The organism is Citrobacter sp. L55, from assembly GCF_002850715.1.
Lineage (GTDB): Bacteria > Pseudomonadota > Gammaproteobacteria > Enterobacterales > Enterobacteriaceae > Citrobacter > Citrobacter braakii.
On the sequence record NZ_KZ559402.1, the window covers coordinates 225,113 to 243,324 of the forward strand.

18 protein-coding genes, 3 tRNA genes and 1 pseudogene are annotated in these 18,212 nt (G+C 52.1%); 9 read left to right on the plus strand and 13 right to left on the minus strand.

From position 1 onward, the window contains the following. Positions 1-54 precede the first annotated feature (54 nt). Together B9P82_RS11110 and B9P82_RS11115 are read left to right on the plus strand one after the other, a co-directional pair. Positions 55-1,077, plus strand: coding sequence for a zinc-binding alcohol dehydrogenase family protein (locus B9P82_RS11110; protein ID WP_019078308.1), 1,023 nt, complete (start codon positions 55-57; stop codon positions 1,075-1,077). 13 nt (positions 1,078-1,090) lie between these two features. Continuing rightward, positions 1,091-2,536, plus strand: coding sequence for a tagaturonate reductase (locus B9P82_RS11115; RefSeq protein WP_101700347.1), 1,446 nt, complete (start codon positions 1,091-1,093; stop codon positions 2,534-2,536). A 105-nt stretch (positions 2,537-2,641) separates the two neighbouring features. On the opposite strand, the pseudogene opgB reads toward B9P82_RS11115, so the two are convergent. The 6 genes and pseudogenes from opgB to B9P82_RS11145 form a co-directional block, all read right to left on the minus strand. Then, positions 2,642-4,932, minus strand: a pseudogene (opgB, locus tag B9P82_RS11120) (phosphatidylglycerol--membrane-oligosaccharide glycerophosphotransferase). 230 nt (positions 4,933-5,162) lie between these two features. After that, complete coding sequence (locus B9P82_RS11125) at positions 5,163-5,654, minus strand: YjjA family protein (RefSeq protein ID WP_016151586.1); 492 nt, start codon at positions 5,652-5,654, stop codon at positions 5,163-5,165. Between the two features lie 70 nt (positions 5,655-5,724). Beyond that, positions 5,725-6,462 (minus strand): DNA replication protein DnaC, encoded by a 738-nt coding sequence (dnaC, locus tag B9P82_RS11130; RefSeq protein ID WP_101700348.1) that lies wholly within the window; start codon positions 6,460-6,462, stop codon positions 5,725-5,727. A 2-nt stretch (positions 6,463-6,464) separates the two neighbouring features. Then, a complete protein-coding gene (gene dnaT / locus B9P82_RS11135; protein ID WP_016151588.1) occupies positions 6,465-7,004 on the minus strand; it encodes a primosomal protein DnaT in 540 nt (179 codons plus the stop codon). A 122-nt stretch (positions 7,005-7,126) separates the two neighbouring features. After that, entirely contained in the window at positions 7,127-7,600 is a 474-nt protein-coding gene (locus B9P82_RS11140; RefSeq protein ID WP_016151589.1) for a threonine/serine exporter, read from the minus strand. After that, positions 7,591-8,367 carry a threonine/serine exporter family protein gene (locus B9P82_RS11145; RefSeq protein WP_016155624.1) on the minus strand — a complete coding sequence of 259 codons (777 nt, stop codon included), beginning with the start codon at positions 8,365-8,367 and terminating at the stop codon, positions 7,591-7,593. The genes B9P82_RS11140 and B9P82_RS11145 overlap by 10 nt, the downstream gene beginning before the upstream one ends. 458 nt (positions 8,368-8,825) lie before the next feature. Between B9P82_RS11145 and B9P82_RS11150 the strand changes: the two genes are divergently transcribed. Together B9P82_RS11150 and bglJ are read left to right on the plus strand one after the other, a co-directional pair. Then, positions 8,826-9,551, plus strand: a complete 726-nt coding sequence (locus tag B9P82_RS11150) for a helix-turn-helix transcriptional regulator (RefSeq protein ID WP_016151591.1) — start codon at positions 8,826-8,828, stop codon at positions 9,549-9,551. Next, positions 9,512-10,189 carry a DNA-binding transcriptional activator BglJ gene (gene bglJ / locus B9P82_RS11155; protein ID WP_101700349.1) on the plus strand — a complete coding sequence of 226 codons (678 nt, stop codon included), beginning with the start codon at positions 9,512-9,514 and terminating at the stop codon, positions 10,187-10,189. Before B9P82_RS11150 ends, bglJ begins: the two co-directional genes overlap by 40 nt. A gap of 57 nt (positions 10,190-10,246) precedes the next feature. On the opposite strand, the gene B9P82_RS11160 is transcribed toward bglJ, so the two are convergent. Beyond that, positions 10,247-10,705 carry a YbaK/EbsC family protein gene (locus B9P82_RS11160; protein ID WP_101700350.1) on the minus strand — a complete coding sequence of 153 codons (459 nt, stop codon included), beginning with the start codon at positions 10,703-10,705 and terminating at the stop codon, positions 10,247-10,249. 365 nt (positions 10,706-11,070) lie between these two features. On the opposite strand from B9P82_RS11160, the gene B9P82_RS11165 reads away from it, so the two are divergent. Continuing rightward, positions 11,071-12,414: a PTS sugar transporter subunit IIC gene (locus B9P82_RS11165; RefSeq protein ID WP_016151595.1), complete on the plus strand. Its 1,344-nt coding sequence runs from the start codon at positions 11,071-11,073 to the stop codon at positions 12,412-12,414. A gap of 29 nt (positions 12,415-12,443) precedes the next feature. Here the strand turns inward: B9P82_RS11165 and fhuF are convergent, their stop codons facing one another. Together fhuF and B9P82_RS11175 are read right to left on the minus strand one after the other, a co-directional pair. Next, positions 12,444-13,232, minus strand: a complete 789-nt coding sequence (fhuF, locus tag B9P82_RS11170) for a siderophore-iron reductase FhuF (protein ID WP_016155626.1) — start codon at positions 13,230-13,232, stop codon at positions 12,444-12,446. Positions 13,233-13,340: 108 nt separating this feature from the next. Next, complete coding sequence (locus B9P82_RS11175; RefSeq protein ID WP_016151597.1) at positions 13,341-14,417, minus strand: GGDEF domain-containing protein; 1,077 nt, start codon at positions 14,415-14,417, stop codon at positions 13,341-13,343. A gap of 216 nt (positions 14,418-14,633) precedes the next feature. Between B9P82_RS11175 and B9P82_RS11180 the strand changes: the two genes are divergently transcribed. After that, a complete protein-coding gene (locus tag B9P82_RS11180) occupies positions 14,634-14,909 on the plus strand; it encodes a DUF1435 domain-containing protein (RefSeq protein ID WP_019078313.1) in 276 nt (91 codons plus the stop codon). A gap of 39 nt (positions 14,910-14,948) precedes the next feature. Here B9P82_RS11180 and B9P82_RS11185 read toward each other — a convergent pair. From B9P82_RS11185 to rsmC, 4 genes are all read right to left on the minus strand, one after another. Continuing rightward, positions 14,949-15,034 (minus strand) — tRNA-Leu (locus B9P82_RS11185). A 31-nt stretch (positions 15,035-15,065) separates the two neighbouring features. After that, positions 15,066-15,151 (minus strand) — tRNA-Leu (locus B9P82_RS11190). A gap of 28 nt (positions 15,152-15,179) precedes the next feature. Beyond that, positions 15,180-15,266 (minus strand) — tRNA-Leu (locus tag B9P82_RS11195). A 209-nt stretch (positions 15,267-15,475) separates the two neighbouring features. After that, positions 15,476-16,504 carry a 16S rRNA (guanine(1207)-N(2))-methyltransferase RsmC gene (gene rsmC / locus B9P82_RS11200; RefSeq protein WP_047358379.1) on the minus strand — a complete coding sequence of 343 codons (1,029 nt, stop codon included), beginning with the start codon at positions 16,502-16,504 and terminating at the stop codon, positions 15,476-15,478. A gap of 103 nt (positions 16,505-16,607) precedes the next feature. Between rsmC and holD the strand changes: the two genes are divergently transcribed. Genes holD through yjjG form a run of 3 tightly spaced genes read left to right on the plus strand, consistent with a single transcriptional unit; the run spans position 16,608 to position 18,131 of the window. Then, positions 16,608-17,021, plus strand: a complete 414-nt coding sequence (gene holD, locus B9P82_RS11205) for a DNA polymerase III subunit psi (protein ID WP_003837254.1) — start codon at positions 16,608-16,610, stop codon at positions 17,019-17,021. Further along, the gene (rimI, locus tag B9P82_RS11210) at positions 16,990-17,436 is read left to right on the plus strand and encodes a ribosomal protein S18-alanine N-acetyltransferase (protein WP_047358378.1); all 447 of its coding nucleotides are present in this window, start codon (positions 16,990-16,992) and stop codon (positions 17,434-17,436) included. Before holD ends, rimI begins: the two co-directional genes overlap by 32 nt. A gap of 14 nt (positions 17,437-17,450) precedes the next feature. Then, positions 17,451-18,131 carry a pyrimidine 5'-nucleotidase gene (gene yjjG / locus B9P82_RS11215; RefSeq protein ID WP_016151600.1) on the plus strand — a complete coding sequence of 227 codons (681 nt, stop codon included), beginning with the start codon at positions 17,451-17,453 and terminating at the stop codon, positions 18,129-18,131. Positions 18,132-18,212: the final 81 nt, after the last annotated feature.

Consider the following 18,212-nt stretch of genomic DNA (forward strand, 5'->3'; position numbering starts at 1 on the left):
GCTTTTTTATTTTCGTTGATATCTGAGGCAACAAAAAAACAGGAGAGCAGAATCATGTCTACGATGAATACGTTGATTTGCCAGGAACCTAAAAAATTAGTCTGGAAAGAGCGTGAAATACCTATTCCGGGTGAGGGTGAAGCATTAATAAAAATTAAATCAGTCGGGATTTGCGGTACCGATATTCATGCCTGGGGTGGCAATCAGCCATTTTTCAGCTATCCACGTGTACTGGGTCATGAAATATGTGGGGAAATTGTCGGGCTGGGCAAAAATATACAGAATCTGAAAAATGGTCAGCAGGTGGCGGTTATTCCTTACGTGGCCTGCCAGCAGTGTCCGGCCTGTCTGAGCGGGCGCACTAACTGCTGCGAGAAGATTTCGGTGATTGGCGTGCATCAGGATGGAGGCTTCAGCGAATACCTGTCCGTACCGGTCACCAACCTGTTGGATGCGCAGGGAATTGATCCGCAGGCGGCGGCGCTGATTGAGCCTTATGCCATTAGCGCGCATGCGGTACGCCGGGCGGCAGTGGCTCCGGGTGAGCAGGTGCTGGTGGTCGGTGCCGGTCCGATTGGTCTGGGCGCGGCGGCGATTGCCAAAGCCGATGGCGCACAGGTGGTGGTCGCCGATACCAGTCCGGCTCGCCGGGAGCATGTGGTTTCCCGGTTGGGGCTCCCGGTTATCGATCCGTCTGCTGAAGATTTTGATGCGCAACTGCGTGACCAGTTTGGCGGTTCGCTGGCGCAAAAGGTCATTGATGCCACGGGCAATCAGCATGCGATGAACAACACGGTGAATTTGATTCGCCATGGCGGCAGCATTGTTTTCGTTGGGCTATTCAAAGGCGATTTGCAGTTCTCCGATCCGGAGTTCCACAAAAAAGAGACCACCATGATGGGCAGTCGCAACGCCACACCGGAAGATTTCGCCAAGGTGGGCCGCCTGATGTCGGAAGGCAAACTGACCGCCGACATGATGCTCACGCACCGTTACGCGTTTGCCACACTGGCAGAAATCTACGAACGGGATGTGATTAACAACCGTGAGCTGATTAAAGGCGTGATCACGTTCTGAGAGGGGAAATGCGATGAAGACATTGAATCGACGTGATTTTCCGGGAGCCAGTTACCCAACGCGCGTGATCCAGTTTGGTGAAGGGAATTTCCTGCGGGCGTTTGTCGACTGGCAACTGGATATCCTCAACGAGCAAACCTTTTTGAACGCTGGCGTGACCATCGTTCGCCCGATCAATAGCGATTTTCCACCGTCGCTGAATACCCAGGACGGGCTGTATACCACGCTTATTCGCGGGCTAAACGCGCAGGGCGAAGCGGTGAGCGAGGCGCGGCTGATCCGTTCGGTGAATAACGAAATCAATCCGTATCAGGACTTCGCGGCGTATCTGGCGCTGGCCCACAATGCGGATATTCGCTTTGTGTTTTCAAATACCACCGAAGCCGGAATTAGCTATCACGCGGCAGACCGGGTCGATGATGCGCCGCCGGTAAGCTTTCCGGCTAAACTGACGCGTCTGCTGCTGGAACGTTTTAATCATTTTGAGGGCGCAGTGGATAAGGGCTGGGTCATTATCCCGTGCGAGCTTATCGACTATAACGGTGAGGCGCTCAAAACGCTGGTACTGCAGTATGCGCAGGACTGGCAGCTTCCCCCGGCGTTTGCCGACTGGGTGACGACGGCAAACACCTTCTGTTCCACGCTGGTCGACCGCATTGTCACCGGCTACCCGCGAGAAGAAGCCGCCGCGCTGGAAGCTACGCTTGGCTATCACGATGCGTTTCTCGATACCGCGGAGCATTTTTACCTGTTTGTGATTCAGGGGCCGCAGTGGCTGGCCGAGGAGCTGAAGCTGGCGCAGTGCCCGCTGAACATTCGGGTAGTGAGCGATATCAAACCGTACAAAGAGCGTAAGGTCGCCATTCTCAATGGCGCGCATACGGCGTTGGTGCCGGTGGCCTGGTTGTGTGGTCTGGAGACCGTCGGCGAAGCGATGCAGGATGCCGATGTCTGTCACTTTGTCGAGCGGGCGATTAGCGAGGAAATTATACCGGTATTGGATCTCCCGGCGGATGAACTGCGTGAATTTGCCGACGCGGTGAGCGGGCGTTTTCAAAATCCCTACATTCGTCACCAGTTGCTTTCCATTGCGCTTAACGGGATGACCAAATTCCGTACCCGAATTTTGCCGCAACTGCTGGCGGGCCAGCAAAATGGGCGCTGGCCCGTGCGGTTAACGTTCGCCCTCGCGGCGCTGCTGGCGTTTTATCGCGCAGAGCGGGAGGGAGAACGCTATCCGATACAGGATGATGAGCAGTGGGTTAGCCTGTATGCCAGTCAGTGGCCGCGAGTTGGCAAAGATTTAACGCTGCGTGAACTGGTGGATACTGTGCTCGGCGATGCGGCGCACTGGGGTGAAGATTTGACGTTGCTGCCCGGGCTTGCCGGGCAGGTGACGGCAAACCTGGAAATGATTCTGGTGCAGGGTATGCGCCAGGCAGTGAAAAGTCTGGAATAAGGTTGCCATGCAGCGCCCGGTGTGGTGTTGGGCGCTGTTTTTTTTCAGACAATAAATGCGGCTGGCTGTAAGGCTGATAAGCGAAGCGCCATCAGCCATTTCATGTTACGAGCCCTGAGCGACAACTTTGATTTCAACCATCCCGATCCCCAGTTTACGCGGCGAGTGGCCGAGAATATTGCCCTCGTTGGTGGCGACCGGATCGGGCGGGACAATCACCAGCGTATCGGCATCTGCCGGGTTATCAAAATGCAAGGTAGTGGTAGTGACATCATGGCCTAACACCAGCGTCTGTTCCTCGTGGCCAACGCGCACGGGAATAGGACGATTGGCATTGTCGCCGAAGGCTTTCGCGGTGATGACCAGATCGAATTTCTTCGGCAGCGGGGCCTTGTACTCGATGGTCACCTCTTTGCTGAGCTGCGCATTGGACCAGCGCCCCCAGGATTCGGGGCGTGATATGCCGCTAAACTGTTTAACCTCTTCCGGCGCGCCCGCCACGTTGAAGACGAAGCTGTCGGCTTTGTAGCGAATGTCGTTATCGACAATTTTCAGCGTATCGACGTTACCTTTGTAGCGCTCCATGTCGATCACCGTGTCTTTAAACACGGTTTTGCTTTTCCATTTGGCTTTGTCGACGTGCTGCACGATTTGCTGTCCGCCTAACTGGCCTTGCGATACGCACCAGTCGGTGGAGAGCGCCAACTCCGGGGCCCATAGCTGAGCCATTTTGTAGCAGCGATCAACCCAGACAAAGTTATCTCGCGGCGCGAAATCTGCCAGTTGGAAGCGCAGCGGGGCTGAGTATTCGCTTTCCGGCAGCGGCTCGACGCGTTTGTCCGATACGCGCAGCAACAACGGCAGGCGGAAATGGCTGCCGGAGAAAGAGATCATGTTTTTGTCCTGGTCGACGGTGAACTCTTTCATCTCTTTCGGGAAATTCCACAGGCGGATGATATCGGGCTTCCACGCCAGCATTTTTTCTTTGATGTTCAGGAACACTTCAGACACGGATTCGCTCGACAAGCTGCTGCGGCCAAGACCGATAAAGTTATCGCCACCGAGAATATCCAGTACCGTTGCCCCGTTATCCATCGTGTTACGCTTCACCGCCAGCGTGTCCTGCTGTGGCTGGTCGCCGCGCAGCACGAAGAACAGGTTGTTGCGATCCTGCTTGTTCAGATACTTCCATGCGGTGTTGTTCATCGCCAGATGATCGGAAGAAACCACGATAACGGTATCTTTGAACCACGGTGAGGCTTTGATCTTATTGATAAATTCGGCAATGTTTTCCTGGCTGCAGCTGACCGCGCTGAAGGATTGGTTGGCCTTCCCGTCGATGTCATAACGTTTACGGTTGCAGTTACGTGAGATAAATCCATCTGGATGATGGGTATCCACAGTCAGCGTAAATAGTGAAAAGCGCTGGCCCGAACGTGAAAGCTCTTCGAATTTTTTCCATGCTTCATCCAGCACGGTATCGTCGTAGAAGCCCCAGTCGTTGCGATAGGCTGGGTCCGCAACCACGCTTTTTAACTCTTCCGCACCGTAGAGATGATCAAAACCGTGAGATTTCAGGAACACGTCTTTGCCGGCAAAGCGCAGGTTGGCTCCCTGCACAAAGTAGTTTTGATAGCCGGAGTTTTTCAGGATATCGCCCAGACAATATTGTTGGGGAAGAAGCTGGAGACCGATGCCGAGGCGTTACCTTCAAACGGCGCAAACAGCGGAATACCGCACTGGGAGGCGACCATGCCAGCGATGGTGTAATCGGTACCCGGCAGTTGCATGGTATTGCTGAAATCCAGCCCTTCGTTTTTCAACGCACCGAGTTCCGGGGTCAGATCCGGGAACGCGTCGTTGTTAAAATAGGTGCGCTCGAGGCTTTCGCCATAGATATAAACCAGATTCAGCTTCGGGTTGGGAATCGTTTTTGACGGCTCTTTATAATAGGTTGGGAAATCCGGATCGCCATCGCGCGACTGCGACTTTACCAGTTCGGTTATCTGGTGAAACGCCGGGCTGGCATCTACGGAGGCCAGCGCCAGCAGCAGGGCCAGCAGACTGTAACCCACATGATGCGGATGATGGCGACGGCGGCGCAGAATCCAGCCGAGAGCGACAAAAACGATCGTCAGCGCCAGCGCAATCCCGACGCCAGGTAAGATATATTTTCCAATTCCCGCGCCGGTCAGGCTGTTGGTCAGCGTGTACAGAACCGCGTCATTGATACCGTCGCCGGTGAAATAGTCACTGGCATACAGCGTGATATTCAAGACAATAAAAATCCCCAGCACCGTTAACGTGGCAGCAAACCACCAGGTGTTGCGACCCGCTTTCCAGGCGTAAATCAGCACTGAAGCGAGAAACAGAGTAATGGAGATGAGTTCTGACAACGATCGATCCTCAGTAAACCGGGCAAACGCCAGGCAGGCTAATGATTTTGGGAAAGCACAATGTAATAGCGATGTTGCATTGCTGCAATTGTAGTGACATTAAATTACGTTGTTATTCAGAATTGGTTTAGATATGCGTGTTTTTTGCGGGGGATTTACTGATTATTTGACGTGTGAATTTTATGGGGAGCAGGTTGATGCCGCGCAGGGTATACGCGGCATGTCGTGCGTCAGGAAATGAAGTTCATACCCTGTTTTAACACCAGATCGCAGGCCTTGGTTTTTACCTGCTTCGCCAGCGAGCTGTTGCCAATTGTGTTCAGGTCCAGTTGTTGACCATCTTTGGCGTTGAGCAGCCCCTGAATGCCGTCCATATAGTTGGTGTCTTGTTTCTGCTCCGGAGCACTGAGGCCTAGTTTATCCAGCACCTGGTTTTTGACGTTCTGCGTGTCGGTGACCGAGGCCAGTTTCTGTTTCGCGCAATATTCCAGGATCCCGGCGGCGTTATTCATGCTGCTGGAGGTCAGCGACTGATTGCTGCCATTCAGTAGACTGGTCAGGGAAGAGAGCGACGAGCCGCCCTGCGAGCCGGAGCTTTGTTTGCTCAGTTCGCTGGCCGCGCTGGAGAGCGAATCCTGCCAGGAGGCGGCGAAAACGCTGGTCGAGATGAGCGTGCTGGCGGCAAGCGCACAGCACAGCAGACGTTTGGTTGTTTTCATCATTATATGCAACTCGTGTTATGCCTTTTCAGCGCAGTATAGCGCCGGCAGTCTTAGGAGTGGTCCTAATACGTTAATACTCTTTACCGGTTACCCGACTACGGTAGCTTTCCCAGTTGAAGTTTACCCATAAGCTATTGCCTAAGCGCATACGATCCATGACCCGTTCGCCGAGAAGTTTATTCATTTCATCCATGGTCAGGTTGGTCAGCATACCGGTTGGCCGTTTAGAGGACGAGCGACGATCGACGATCTGGTTGATGATCACCTTTTCATAGCGGGATTCGGTCTGCACCCCGATTTCGTCGATCACCAGCAAATCGACATTGCTGAGATCGTTGAGTAGCTGTTCTTCGCTGGTTTCACGGTTGCTGAAGGTATCTTTCATGGCTGACATAATGTCCGCAACGGTGATAATCAGCACCGACTTGCCGCGCAGCAGCAGTTCGTTGCAGATAGCGGCGGCCAGATGGTTTTTGCCGGTGCCGGGCTTGCCAGAGAAAATAAAACTGGCGATGTTGCCGTCAAACTCTTCAACGTACTGGCGAGCTTTGCTCAGGGCGTTCATCTGACCTTCGCATTCCACCCGATAGTTATCGAACGAACAGTTCTGATGCAGTGGACGAATACCGGAACGGTTGAATGTGCGCTGCATTTTCATGGCTCGGTTTTCACGGGCCAGCGCTGCGGCGCGAATTTCACCTTGCTCTTTTTGCCATGCCAGCAGCTCCTCGCCCGTTTTAAAGGCTGGCTCGACATTAGCCGGCATCATTTTTTGCAGACGTTTCATCAGGTCGCCAACGTTTTTCATCGTTATCCTCTAAAACCCGGTGGAATATGGTTGTCAGGCTCGCTGACACTGTTCACATCGCGCTTCGGCATTCCGCCATTGCTGGCCCGGCCAATCTGGATGCTGCGTGCCAGTTTTTGCTGCCACTGAATATGGTGAAAGACTTTGCCTTCGGCCTGCCAGTAGGCGACAAATGAGGCCAGTTCCTCGGCGGTGACCGGTTCTCTTAACGCCACGCCCCACAGGGCGGCCTGGCGCTGAAAGTCGGCATCGGGCTGCCAGTCAGCGTACATCGCAAATTTCCCCATTGGCACGACAACAGGAGCGGTTTGCGGCTCTTCATAAAATTGTGCATCCAGCGTCACATCGCTTCCCGGGCGTGACAGCTTCTCTTCAAGCGCTAACAACTCGGCCAGTCGTGCAGGCGTCACCGCGTAAAATGCTGGCGCGTTATTGGCGAATACGGCTACGGCGCCGCCCGCAGACCTGGCCAGCACCGTATGGTGATCGTGTAGTAAGGCGTCAATGCTAGTGACGTCCGGCGTCAAAATTTTGCTGGGCATAATGTTTCTCAATACTGAACAACAACCGAGAAGGGGACTGCTTTTATAGTAACACAGAGAAGAAGGAGAGCAGCAGATGAGGGGACGATTCCCCTCTCTGCGAGGGCTAACAAAGCGTGCCGCTAAACGCGCGGGCGTTTGCGATACAGCCATAATCCCGGTACGGATAGCCCGATGGAGAGCGCTCCGACAATCGATGAGGCTTTCAGGAAATTGGTCAACAGCGTGATCATCAGCGCTTCGCTGTAACCAAAATGGCCGATTTTTACCGCCGAGATCATGGCGGTATAGGCCGAGATCCCAGGGAACATGGGGATTACTGCCGCAACGGTGAAGACTTTCGGATGCGCCAGATACCAGCGTGACCACTGGATCCCAATGCAGCCCACCAGTAGCGACGCCATAAAGGTTGACCATTCGATATTAAATCCTGCGCTCATCATCACCATTCGTGAACCGTGGCCGAGTGCGCCGAGTAACGCGCACCAGGGGAGCGCCCGATGTGGTACGTTAAATACCATGGCAAAACCAAGCGCAGGTATTGCCGACAGGATCATGTCCTGCATTAGCGCCAAAATGAAATCGATCACGCCCATCCGCGCAGCCCCCATAAGGTCATCGACATGACTACGCCAATGCAGGTCGCCAGCGTCAGCAGACTGGCAATAGCCCAGCGAGCGAGCCCAGTATTAATGTGTCCCTTAAACATATCCGCGACGGAGTTGATCAACGGAAAACCCGGAACCAACAGCAGCACGCTGGCGGCCATGGCGATGGTTGGAGTGTGGTTAAACGTCGGCAACGTCAGCAGCAGACCAGAAATCGAGGTTGCCACAAACGCAGTAATGCAGAAGTTGATTTGCGGGTGCAAATGCCGGGACGCCAGAATCTGGCGAATATACATCGCCACCATACTGGCGAAAAAGGTGATCACCGCGCCATCCCATCCGCCATTATTGAGTTTACAAAAGCAGGCGCAGGACAAGCCGACCATAAAGGCGACCAACCATCTTGGATAGCGCAGCGGCTTAATCTGGCTAAAGCGTTTCTCAACGCCTTTAACATCCAGCAGTTTGTGTTCCGCCAGAATAACGATGTGCTGCACCTCCGTCACGACGTGCATGTTAATTCCGCGATCCTGATTTTTTCGCGTTGAAGTCAGGCACTGCCCGTCTTTAATGGTGGTCAGGACGATGGCGTTAGAGGAGATAGCGCTTTCTACGCTATCCATGCCAAGCGCCAGCCCGAGGCGGGTGGATAGCTCGTCAACCAGCGCACTTTCTGCCCCATGCTGAAGTAAAAAAAGACCGCATTGAATACATAACCGTGTAACCGTTCGCTGTGACGACTGCTCTGTTTGCATGACTCGCTCTGACTGAAAAGGATCTCTTTGCGTGGCGGATGTCTTCTTTTTATCATGAAGCATGATCCTGTTGGCTCTGGCTAAGATCAATCTTTGCGTCGAAAAAAGATGCAGATCGTACGTCTGATGCGTTTGCACACCTCACTTGCTTATCAATAAAGACAGCGCTTATGAAAATGTAATGTTATTTATCAGGATGGAAAATACGTAAGCAACGCTAACGATCTATTGTAGTTCTTTTAATTGTACAAAGAGTGTATTCATGAGTAATTATTGGCATGATGGTTCAATAGTTTGATGCTACTGGGATTGTAGCGGTATAACTTTGTTTATAAATAAAAGCCAAGGATAAACAATTCACCTCGTCTATTTTTTAGGGTTTCCTGTTAATTAATACTTTTAATTTATCAGGGGATTTTTAATAAGTGCGAATACGGACTGGTGAGTGTGGAGGAGATATGTTGCCAGGACGCTGCAAAAACGCAATTATTATTAGTAAATTACCGATCGTACAAACCGGACTTAAAGGTGTAATGCAGGGGCAGTTCGCTGATTATGAACTTACCTACTGCCGCTCCGTCGAAGAATTGACGTTGCTGCAGCTGCGTTGTGCCGATTTGGTTATTGCTGATTTATCCGGAGACTGTAATCATCCACGTTCAGTCTGCGAACAGTATTATTCTTTATTATCTCAATACCGCGATATTCACTGGGTATTTCTCGTTTCTCGTGTTTTTTATCCGCTGGCCATTGAATTGCTGATGTGTCCTGTCAGTTCGCTGTTATCTGATGCCGAGACGATTGAAAGTTTGGTGAATGTTATTCACGCAGGAAATAGCCGTGCCGAGAGAATTAGCAAGTCGCTGCTCTCTCCGCCCGTGATGCCAGAATTAGCAGACCATAGCGCCCGCTCAATTGTACTTACCCTCTCGGAGAGGAAAGTGCTGAGACTCCTGGGAAAAGGTTGGGGAATTAATCAGATTGCGACATTGCTGAAGAAAAGCAATAAAACGATTAGCGCCCAAAAGAACAGTGCTATGCGCCGCTTGTCGATACATAGCAATGCAGAAATGTACGCCTGGATAAACAGTTCTCAAGGATCGCGAGAATTGAATTTACCTTCAGTTTATGGAGAAACCACGGAATGGAAAGCCGAAGCATCAAAAGAAACGTTGCGCTGGTAGAGAAGTGCGCGATGAGTAGCATCGGTATTAAGAGCCTGTTTAATACCATGCCGGATAACCAATACGAACTTCATATCTTTTCGAGCCAGCCTGCATTTAGTCAGGTGATGTTAAAAACGTCGTTTTCGGCGGTTATTTTCTCCCTCTCTGCAATCAGAACCGATCGCAGGGCCGGGTTAGCTTATCTGACGGAACTGGCTGTAAATTTTCCGCGTATTCGCCGGGTGGTGATTGCTGATGATGACGCTGAAGCGCGATTAATCGGCTCTTTGTCACCGTTGCCGTTAGATGGCGTTGTGAGCAAATCCTCTTCATTAACGGTACTGCAGGACGCGTTATTTACGGTATTGAACGGCCCCAACCGGGGAACCGAAGGTTCTAAAAACCATTGGTATATCAATCAAAGCCGTATGCTCAGTCCAACAGAACGAGAAATACTGCGCTTTATGTCGAATGGCTATTCAATGCCGCAGATCGCTGCTCAGTTAGAGCGGAATATTAAAACCATTCGGGCACATAAATTTAATGTGATGTCCAAGCTGGGCGTGAGCTCAGATGCCGGACTGCTGGATGCTGCAGATATCCTGCTGTACCTGCGTGCAGGTGAACCTGCACCTTTTCTACAGGCGGCTTCTTAGCGGGTAATGTTAGATCGTTTCGTGCCGGGTTTCGTTATCGGCACGGAACGTGAATCATCACTGACACACATCCACCCAGGTGGCGGAAGTCAGCTCAGCCATCCTTTCTGGCGTGATACGAACGGCGCTGTGGATGGCGCCTGCGGCGGGAAGCACTTCAGCGTAATGCTTCAACGAAACATCGCAGTACACCGAAATCGGCGTTTCCAGTCCGAAAGGGCAAACGCCGCCAACGGGATGGCCCGTCGCGTTCACTACTTCATCGCTACTCAACATACGGGCTTTGGCACCGAAAGTGCTCTTTAGCTTTTTGTTATCCAGTCGGGCATCACCTTTGGCGACGACCAGAATAATGTCGTTCTTGACCTTCAGCGAAAGCGTTTTCGCGATCTGGCCAGGTTCGACGTTATGGGCTTTCGCTGCCAGATCGACGGTAGCTGTGCTCTGATCTAATTCGATAATCTCAATATCTGGTGCATATTGCGCTAAAAATTGGCGTACAGATTGCAAACTCATTCTTCTCTCCAAATCGCCTACAGGCAGCTCCATCCAGCAGAAAACCGCATGGCGTAATTTGTCATAGGGGCAAGCTCGCTGTAAATATTTTAATGTAACAACATGGCAACATTGGCAGTTTTTCGATCGTCTTCACAATCAAAGAAACCGGTTACAGTAACCGGTTGCAGAATGCTCAAATGGCGATTAATACTGAAGTTGTCACTTCCTCTGTATTACATAACAAGAGCCATCTATGAAACTGAACTCAAAATGCAGTAGCGCTGGCGTTCCTCCCGGCACGGTTGCGAAAAGTAGTAATGGGCTTTACGTGGTGGTGTTGATACCAGCACGGTTGCAGGGTTTTGCACAACGGGAGAACGGCTATGTCTACTAATCATGCTGTGTTTAATGTGATTTTCCGCTTCGTTGAAAATTACGTCAGCCCTGTTGCCGGGCGCATCTCTTCACAACGTCATGTGATGGCTATCCGTGATGGGTTTATTTCGGCGATGCCCTTTATGATCGTAGGCTCGTTTCTGCTGGTTTTCGCCTATCCGCCTTTTTCTCCGGATACCACCTGGGGGTTTGCACGTGCGTGGCTGGATATGGCGAAACAGTTTGAAGGCCAAATCCTCACACCGTTTGATATGACGATGGGGATCATGTCAGTCTACATATGTGCGGCTATCGCTTATAACCTGGGCAAGCACTATGTGAAGTCACATCAGCTAGATCCCTTCATGTGCGCGATGCTATCGATCATGGCTTTTTTGCTGATTGCTGCACCGAAAACCAAAGGCACGATGCCGGTTGATAGCCTGGGCGGTACGGGGATTTTCACTGCCATCCTGGTGGCTATTTACTGCGTTGAAATGATGCGCTTCCTGAAGGCGCACAACATCGGCATTCGTTTACCCGATCAGGTGCCGCCGATGATCAAAAACTCCTTCGATCTGCTGATCCCTGTGCTGGTGGTGGTACTGACGCTGTACCCGCTGAGTCTGGTGATTCAGTCGCAGTTTGACATGCTGATCCCGCAGGCCATCATGGCCATCTTTAAACCACTGGTGTCTGCAGCGGATTCTCTGCCAGCGATACTGCTGGCGGTGCTGATCGGCCATCTGCTGTGGTTTGCGGGTATTCATGGCGCGGCAATTGTGTCGGGAATGCTGCAAATGTTCTGGCTCACCAATCTCGGGATGAACCAGTCGGCGCTGGCGCAGGGCGCGCCTTTACCGCATATCTTTATGGAAGCGTTCTGGACGTTCTTTATTGTGGTTGGAGGTTCCGGCGCGACGATGGGGCTGGTGATTTGCTATCTGCGTAGCCGCTCGGCCCATCTGCGATCGATCGGGCGTTTGAGCGTTGTCCCGAGCATTTTTAATATTAACGAACCGGTGATTTTCGGTACGCCGATTGTCATGAACCCAGTGTTCTTTATTCCCTTCCTGCTGGCCCCTATGGTGAACGCAGTGCTGGCCTGGGCGGCGATGAAGCTGGATTTAATTGGGCGGGTGATTTCAGTGGTTCCCTGGACGGCCCCGGCACCGGTTGGCGCGGCATGGGCGTTAGGCTGGGATTATCGTGCGGCCATTCTGGTTGTCCTGCTGGCACTGGTGTCTGCCGTCATCTACTTCCCATTCTTTAAGGTTTACGAAAAGCAGCTATTAGCGCAGGAAAAAGAAGAAGCACAGCGTATAGAAGAAGAAAATCAGCAGGTTGCATAACTGACGGGCGAGGGGCTACGGCTCCTCGCTTACTTCAGCGTGCAGTCACCGCATTGCTGGACATCGGGCAGGCGGTAGCGCTGGCAGCAGGTTCTGCGCACTAACAGTCCCTCGCGCGGAACAACGGTACGCCACAGGGGGTTATCCTGACCGCAGGAGAGTTGCTTCTCAAAAAAACAGGTTTGGCGCAGTGTGGTCAGCAGTTCTTCACCTAATAACGGCTTCATTTCCGTTAAATACCAGTGAATTAAATATCCGGTGTTGCTCCAGATAAGCTTCGCATTGATCTCGCCTGTCGCTTCCAGCGCCTGCACAACCGGCGTCAGCGCTGAGAGAATCAGCGTTTCCATGCGTTGCTGAGGAGACTGGGCCGTGACCTGGTGATCCTGATGCACGTCGATCCAGAAGCAGGCAGCACGGCCTGTTTCGTGGAATTCTACGTGCATGTGTTCAGGAGAGACGTCGATGGCCTCTTTTTGCGTCAGCAGGGCCACCATGAGCGGAGGCATCATCAGGCCGATATACCACTGCGCCCAGAGAGAAATCAACGGCTTATTTTCGCGTGGCAGCGTGGGCTGATTGCGATAAATATGGTCCGAATAGACAGCCAGCAATGAACTTAGCGTCGTTGGTTGCGTCCATTCATGTAGCGTCATCGCACCTGGCACGGGCGTTTCGTCAAGACGAATGAAGTCCAGCAGGTGCTCACGGGTGTTGGCTATCGTTGCGCGTACGGCAGCAGCCAGCGAGGGTATCTTTGCAGGCAGAGGGCTACGCCAGATGACATCTTCAACGATCGGTGCGGAACGATAAGCCATGTCGATATAAGGATGTTAATCTTAATGATAATGATTGCTAATCCTATAATTGACATTGAGCGATGGCAAGATCTTTGTCGCCATCCCGGGCGCCACCGCACAGATAGCTCAGGCAGAAGGGCAGTTTACCCGCAGGTCATCGCTGACCAGCGTACTGTTGCGCCCAAGGCTCTTGGCCTCATAAAGGGCTTTATCCGCTCGGGCAACAGCGGCATCAATATCCTGCTCGACCAGAGGCGCAATACCAATACTCACGGTTACGTTGGTTGCCACGCTCTCGTTAAACATGTGAGGAATTTTAAGGTCGTACACCTTCTGGCGAATACGTTCGGCGGCAGCCTGGGCCTGCTGGGGATCGACCGCGGTCAGCAAAACCATAAACTCTTCCCCACCAAAGCGCGCCACCACGTCCCGGGAGCGCACGGAGTCACGAATCGCGGCAGAGACGCGGATCAGCGCCTGATCTCCCATCATATGACCGTAGTGATCGTTATAGGCTTTGAAGTGGTCGATATCCAGCAGCAAGACGTAGTGCTTCGCGTTGCTCAAGGCCAACAGCGTATCGAGTCGGTGTTGCAGCCCCCGACGATTGTACAAACCGGTTAGCGGGTCGAGCATGCTGAGCCCGTTCAGGGTTTCCCGTTCTTCCAGCAGTTTATACATCAGCTGCTGGGCGAAGCCATCGTAGCGCTTTTGTATCACATGCTGGATGGCGATCCCGGCCATGGGCAGCGCCATAAAATAGATAATTCGCAAACCATGCTCGCTGCCATTTAGCCATAAACAGACGGCGACGGAAGGCAATGAGTGAAGCGTAAACGCGATGATATTATTGGCAAAAGCGATAGAACCAATAAACAGCACGCTGAGAAGCGCGATTAATAGAAAATAATAATCATTATGACCCAGAGCGTTATATTTCAGGAAAATATGTAATGCCCATAGCAAACCAAAAACGATTGAAATAAAAGGAAGATTAATTCTTTTATCCACATATTTCCTATGCCATGCCAGCAACAATGTACTCATCACGAGAATCAGCAACGCCGGTACTGACAACGCTTTGACGGCAAACAGGGGAAAAAAAAGCGTAAACAGTGCGGAGACTGCGTTGAGCAGCAGAAACAATCGTAAAGAGAGTTGGTATTTTTTGGTGCGCAGAGCTCGCCAGGATTGTACTGTCATAGGTAAATATTGTTAGTTATCTGCAATGTACGAAGGTGTGTTGGTAAATAAAACAAATAACGAACGGGGTATCATTCGCAGAGGTTTTTATTGTTTTTAGTTGAAAAGCTAACCGGCGAGCAATTTATCACCTTAAATTATTCATGTCATCAATCGTTAAGTAAAACTCATATAATTGATAGTGCCTCCCAGCTGACAAATGAGAAAATTTATCATATGATATTGGTTATCATTATCAATGTCATAGGTGGTACCATGTTGCAACGTACGCTGGGCAGTGGATGGGGTGTTCTGCTGCCGGGAATACTGATTGCCGGGATGGCATTTAGCGACCTGTCGGTCTACGTATGGAAGGCGATGATTGTATTAGGATTACTGTTGACTTCACTCATGCTGTACCACAAGCGTTTGCGGCATTTTGTCCTGTTGCCTTCATGTGCGGCGCTGATCGGCGGCATTGTTCTGGTGATGATGAACGGGAATCAGGGATGAACAAAACAGGGAAGAAAATCGAGAGGGAAATAAGATAATTGGTGCGAGGGGGGGGACTCGAACCCCCACATCCTAAGGACACTAACACCTGAAGCTAGCGCGTCTACCAATTCCGCCACCTTCGCACAGTCATCTTATTTTTTGATATCGCCTCGTTGGTGCGAGGGGGGGGACTCGAACCCCCACATCCTAAGGACACTAACACCTGAAGCTAGCGCGTCTACCAATTCCGCCACCTTCGCCCAGTGCGAGCAATATCAACGTGGATTATGGTGCGAGGGGGGGGACTTGAACCCCCACGTCCGAAAGGACACTAACACCTGAAGCTAGCGCGTCTACCAATTCCGCCACCTTCGCATACCATCGACACTCAAAAAAGTATCGTTACCACGGAGGCGCATTCTAGTGGTTTTCAACTTTTCGTCAATAGTTAATTGCCCTGGACGCGCTTAATTGATGTAAAAATGGGCGCTAAACGCAGGCCGTGTAAACGAAGTGCCACCCCGCATTTAGCAAACCCTGCCGGATGGCGGTGCAGGCACCTTATCCGGCATGGGATGGCCGTTCTACTTCTTCGCCTGACGCGTCATGATGGTGCGATAGACCTTGAAGCGACCGGTCTGCGCGATAACTTCGTGGAAGCCAAACACTTCATCCAGTACCTTCGGATAAGGCAGGAAGGCGTTCGCCACGATACGCAGTTCACCGCCGCTGTTGAGGTGGCGCACTGCACCGCGAATCAGCGTTTGCGCGGCATCGAGGCTGGTCTGCATCCCATCGTGGAAAGGTGGGTTGGAGATGATCATATCAAAGCGACCCGTCACGTCAGAAAAGACGTTACTGGCGATTACGTCTCCTTCAATACCGTTGGCAGCAAGCGTTGCGCGGCTGGCTTCAACGGCGGCGGCACTAACATCGCACAGGGTTAAGCGCACTTTTGGCGAGTGGCTGGCTAAGGCGACGGAGAGTACACCTGCACCGCAGCCGACATCCAGAACTTTGCCTTTGGTGTGCGGCGTCAGCGTGGAGAGCAGCAGTTGGCTGCCAACATCCAGGCCGTCACGGCTGAATACGCCCGGCAGCGTTTTGATGGTCAGATTTTCGGTCTGGTATTCATCCCAGTATTTTTCTGCATCAAAGACCGGCTGTTTTTCCAGACGACCATGGTACAGGCCACAGCGACGCGCGCTGTCGACTTTGTTCAGCGGCGCGTATTCGGCCAGCATCTGCTCTGCGCTACGAACGCCGCTGCGGTTCTCACCAACAACAAAAATATCGGTGCCCACCGGTAACAGCGACAGAATGTTCATCAACTGGAACTGGGCTTCCGGCTTATTCTTCGGCCAGTAGTAGATCAGCGTATCGCTATCGGCAACGTCATCGGTCTGGGCGACGAGGCTAAAGCGAACGTTGTCGCCCATCTGGCGGTTAAGCACCTGCCAGTGGTGAAGCTGCTGAGTGTGCGCACGGCTGGCGGCGCATTCAAAATGGGCAGGCAGGTCATCCTGCAAATCACCGGCAAACAGAATACGGCTTTGTTCGAAATCATCACTGTGGCGCAGCAAGACTTCACTTGCCGGGGTAAAAGCAGACATGGAGTGCTCCTTAAATTGTACAGCGGGGGATTATAGTTGTTTGATGGCACGGATTCGACAAATTTGCTATATTTGCGCCCCTGATAGACAGGAGTGTTTCGCTATGACATCCCGACGAGACTGGCAGTTACAGCAACTGGGCATTACGCAGTGGTCATTGCGTCGTCCCGGCGCACTGCAGGGCGAGATCGCGATTTCAATTCCTGCGCACGTCCGTTTGGTGATGGTTGCTGCACAATTACCCGCACTAACCGAACCGTTGATGAGCGATATTTTACGCGCATTAACCGTCAGCCCGGATCAGGTTTTACAACTGACGCCTGACCGTGTCGCCATGCTGCCGCAGGGCAGTCGCTGTAATAGCTGGCGGCTGGGAACCGAAGAGCCGCTGCTGCTGGAGGGCGCTCAGGTCGAGAGTCCTGCGTTTAATGAATTACGGGAAAACCCCGCGGCCCGCGCCGCGTTATGGCAACAAATCTGCGCATATGAACACGATTTCTTCCCTCGAACCGACTGATTTACCTGCAGCATTTCAGATTGAAAAACGCGCTCACGCTTTTCCGTGGAGTGAAAAAACATTTGCCAGCAACCAGGGCGATCGCTACCTCAATTTTCAGTTGAGGGTTGACGACGTAATGGCCGCCTTTGCGATTACACAGGTCGTGCTGGATGAAGCTACGCTGTTCAATATTGCCGTCGATCCTGACTTTCAGCGCCGGGGCCTGGGGCGTGAGCTACTGGAATACCTGATCGATGAGCTGGAAAAGCGTGGCATTTTGACACTGTGGCTTGAAGTGCGCGCCTCAAATACTGCCGCTATCGCGCTGTACGAAAGCCTGGGCTTTAACGAGGCGACAATCCGGCGCAATTACTATCCGACGGCCGATGGTCATGAAGACGCCATTATAATGGCATTGCCAATCAGCATGTAAGACAAGGTGTAATGATGAAGAAGTGGGACTGGATTTTCTTTGATGCCGACGAAACGCTGTTTACGTTTGACTCGTTTACCGGCTTACAGCGGATGTTTCTCGACTATAGCATTACCTTTACCGCTGAAGATTTTCAGGACTACCAGGCCGTAAATAAACCGCTGTGGGTGGATTATCAAAACGGTGCGATAACCTCATTACAACTCCAGCACGCTCGTTTTCAGAGCTGGGCTGAACGCCTGAAGGTTGAGCCAGGCCAGCTTAATGACGCCTTTATCAATGCGATGGCGGAGATTTGCTCGCCGTTGCCAGGGGCGGTTTCTCTGCTCAATGCGATTCGTGATAAAACAAAAATCGGTATTATTACTAACGGCTTTACGGCGTTGCAGCAAATCCGCCTTGAGCGGACGGGGCTGCGCGACTATTTTGACCTGCTGGTGATTTCTGAGCAGGTTGGCGTGGCAAAACCCGATCCCCGTATTTTTGACCATGCGCTGGAGCAGGCGGGCAATCCTGAGCGTTCCCGCGTACTGATGGTGGGCGACACCGCAGAGTCCGATATTCTTGGCGGCATTAACGCCGGGCTATCCACCTGCTGGCTAAATACGCACCACCGCGAGCAGCCAGCGGGCATTCAGCCGACCTGGACCGTAGCGTCATTAAGTGAACTGGAGCGGCTCCTGTGTAAACACTGATTGCCTCCCCCCCGTTGATGGGTAAAATAGCCGCAATTTTTCGTATTCAACTTGCACGGCCTGTTGCCGTGCTTACCTAAG

Bases quoted from the DNA above. Each gene is read 5' to 3' on its own strand.
- B9P82_RS11110 (WP_019078308.1), top strand. From the start codon at position 55: ATGTCTACGATGAATACGTTGATTTGCCAGGAACCTAAAAAATTAGTC.
- B9P82_RS11115 (WP_101700347.1), top strand. From the start codon at position 1,091: ATGAAGACATTGAATCGACGTGATTTTCCGGGAGCCAGTTACCCAACG.
- B9P82_RS11125 (WP_016151586.1), bottom strand. From the start codon at position 5,654: ATGATGAAAACAACCAAACGTCTGCTGTGCTGTGCGCTTGCCGCCAGC.
- dnaC (WP_101700348.1), bottom strand. From the start codon at position 6,462: ATGAAAAACGTTGGCGACCTGATGAAACGTCTGCAAAAAATGATGCCG.
- dnaT (WP_016151588.1), bottom strand. From the start codon at position 7,004: ATGCCCAGCAAAATTTTGACGCCGGACGTCACTAGCATTGACGCCTTA.
- B9P82_RS11140 (WP_016151589.1), bottom strand. From the start codon at position 7,600: ATGGGCGTGATCGATTTCATTTTGGCGCTAATGCAGGACATGATCCTG.
- B9P82_RS11145 (WP_016155624.1), bottom strand. From the start codon at position 8,367: ATGCAAACAGAGCAGTCGTCACAGCGAACGGTTACACGGTTATGTATT.
- B9P82_RS11150 (WP_016151591.1), top strand. From the start codon at position 8,826: ATGTTGCCAGGACGCTGCAAAAACGCAATTATTATTAGTAAATTACCG.
- bglJ (WP_101700349.1), top strand. From the start codon at position 9,512: ATGGAAAGCCGAAGCATCAAAAGAAACGTTGCGCTGGTAGAGAAGTGC.
- B9P82_RS11160 (WP_101700350.1), bottom strand. From the start codon at position 10,705: ATGAGTTTGCAATCTGTACGCCAATTTTTAGCGCAATATGCACCAGAT.
- B9P82_RS11165 (WP_016151595.1), top strand. From the start codon at position 11,071: ATGTCTACTAATCATGCTGTGTTTAATGTGATTTTCCGCTTCGTTGAA.
- fhuF (WP_016155626.1), bottom strand. From the start codon at position 13,232: ATGGCTTATCGTTCCGCACCGATCGTTGAAGATGTCATCTGGCGTAGC.
- B9P82_RS11175 (WP_016151597.1), bottom strand. From the start codon at position 14,417: ATGACAGTACAATCCTGGCGAGCTCTGCGCACCAAAAAATACCAACTC.
- B9P82_RS11180 (WP_019078313.1), top strand. From the start codon at position 14,634: ATGATATTGGTTATCATTATCAATGTCATAGGTGGTACCATGTTGCAA.
- rsmC (WP_047358379.1), bottom strand. From the start codon at position 16,504: ATGTCTGCTTTTACCCCGGCAAGTGAAGTCTTGCTGCGCCACAGTGAT.
- holD (WP_003837254.1), top strand. From the start codon at position 16,608: ATGACATCCCGACGAGACTGGCAGTTACAGCAACTGGGCATTACGCAG.
- rimI (WP_047358378.1), top strand. From the start codon at position 16,990: ATGAACACGATTTCTTCCCTCGAACCGACTGATTTACCTGCAGCATTT.
- yjjG (WP_016151600.1), top strand. From the start codon at position 17,451: ATGAAGAAGTGGGACTGGATTTTCTTTGATGCCGACGAAACGCTGTTT.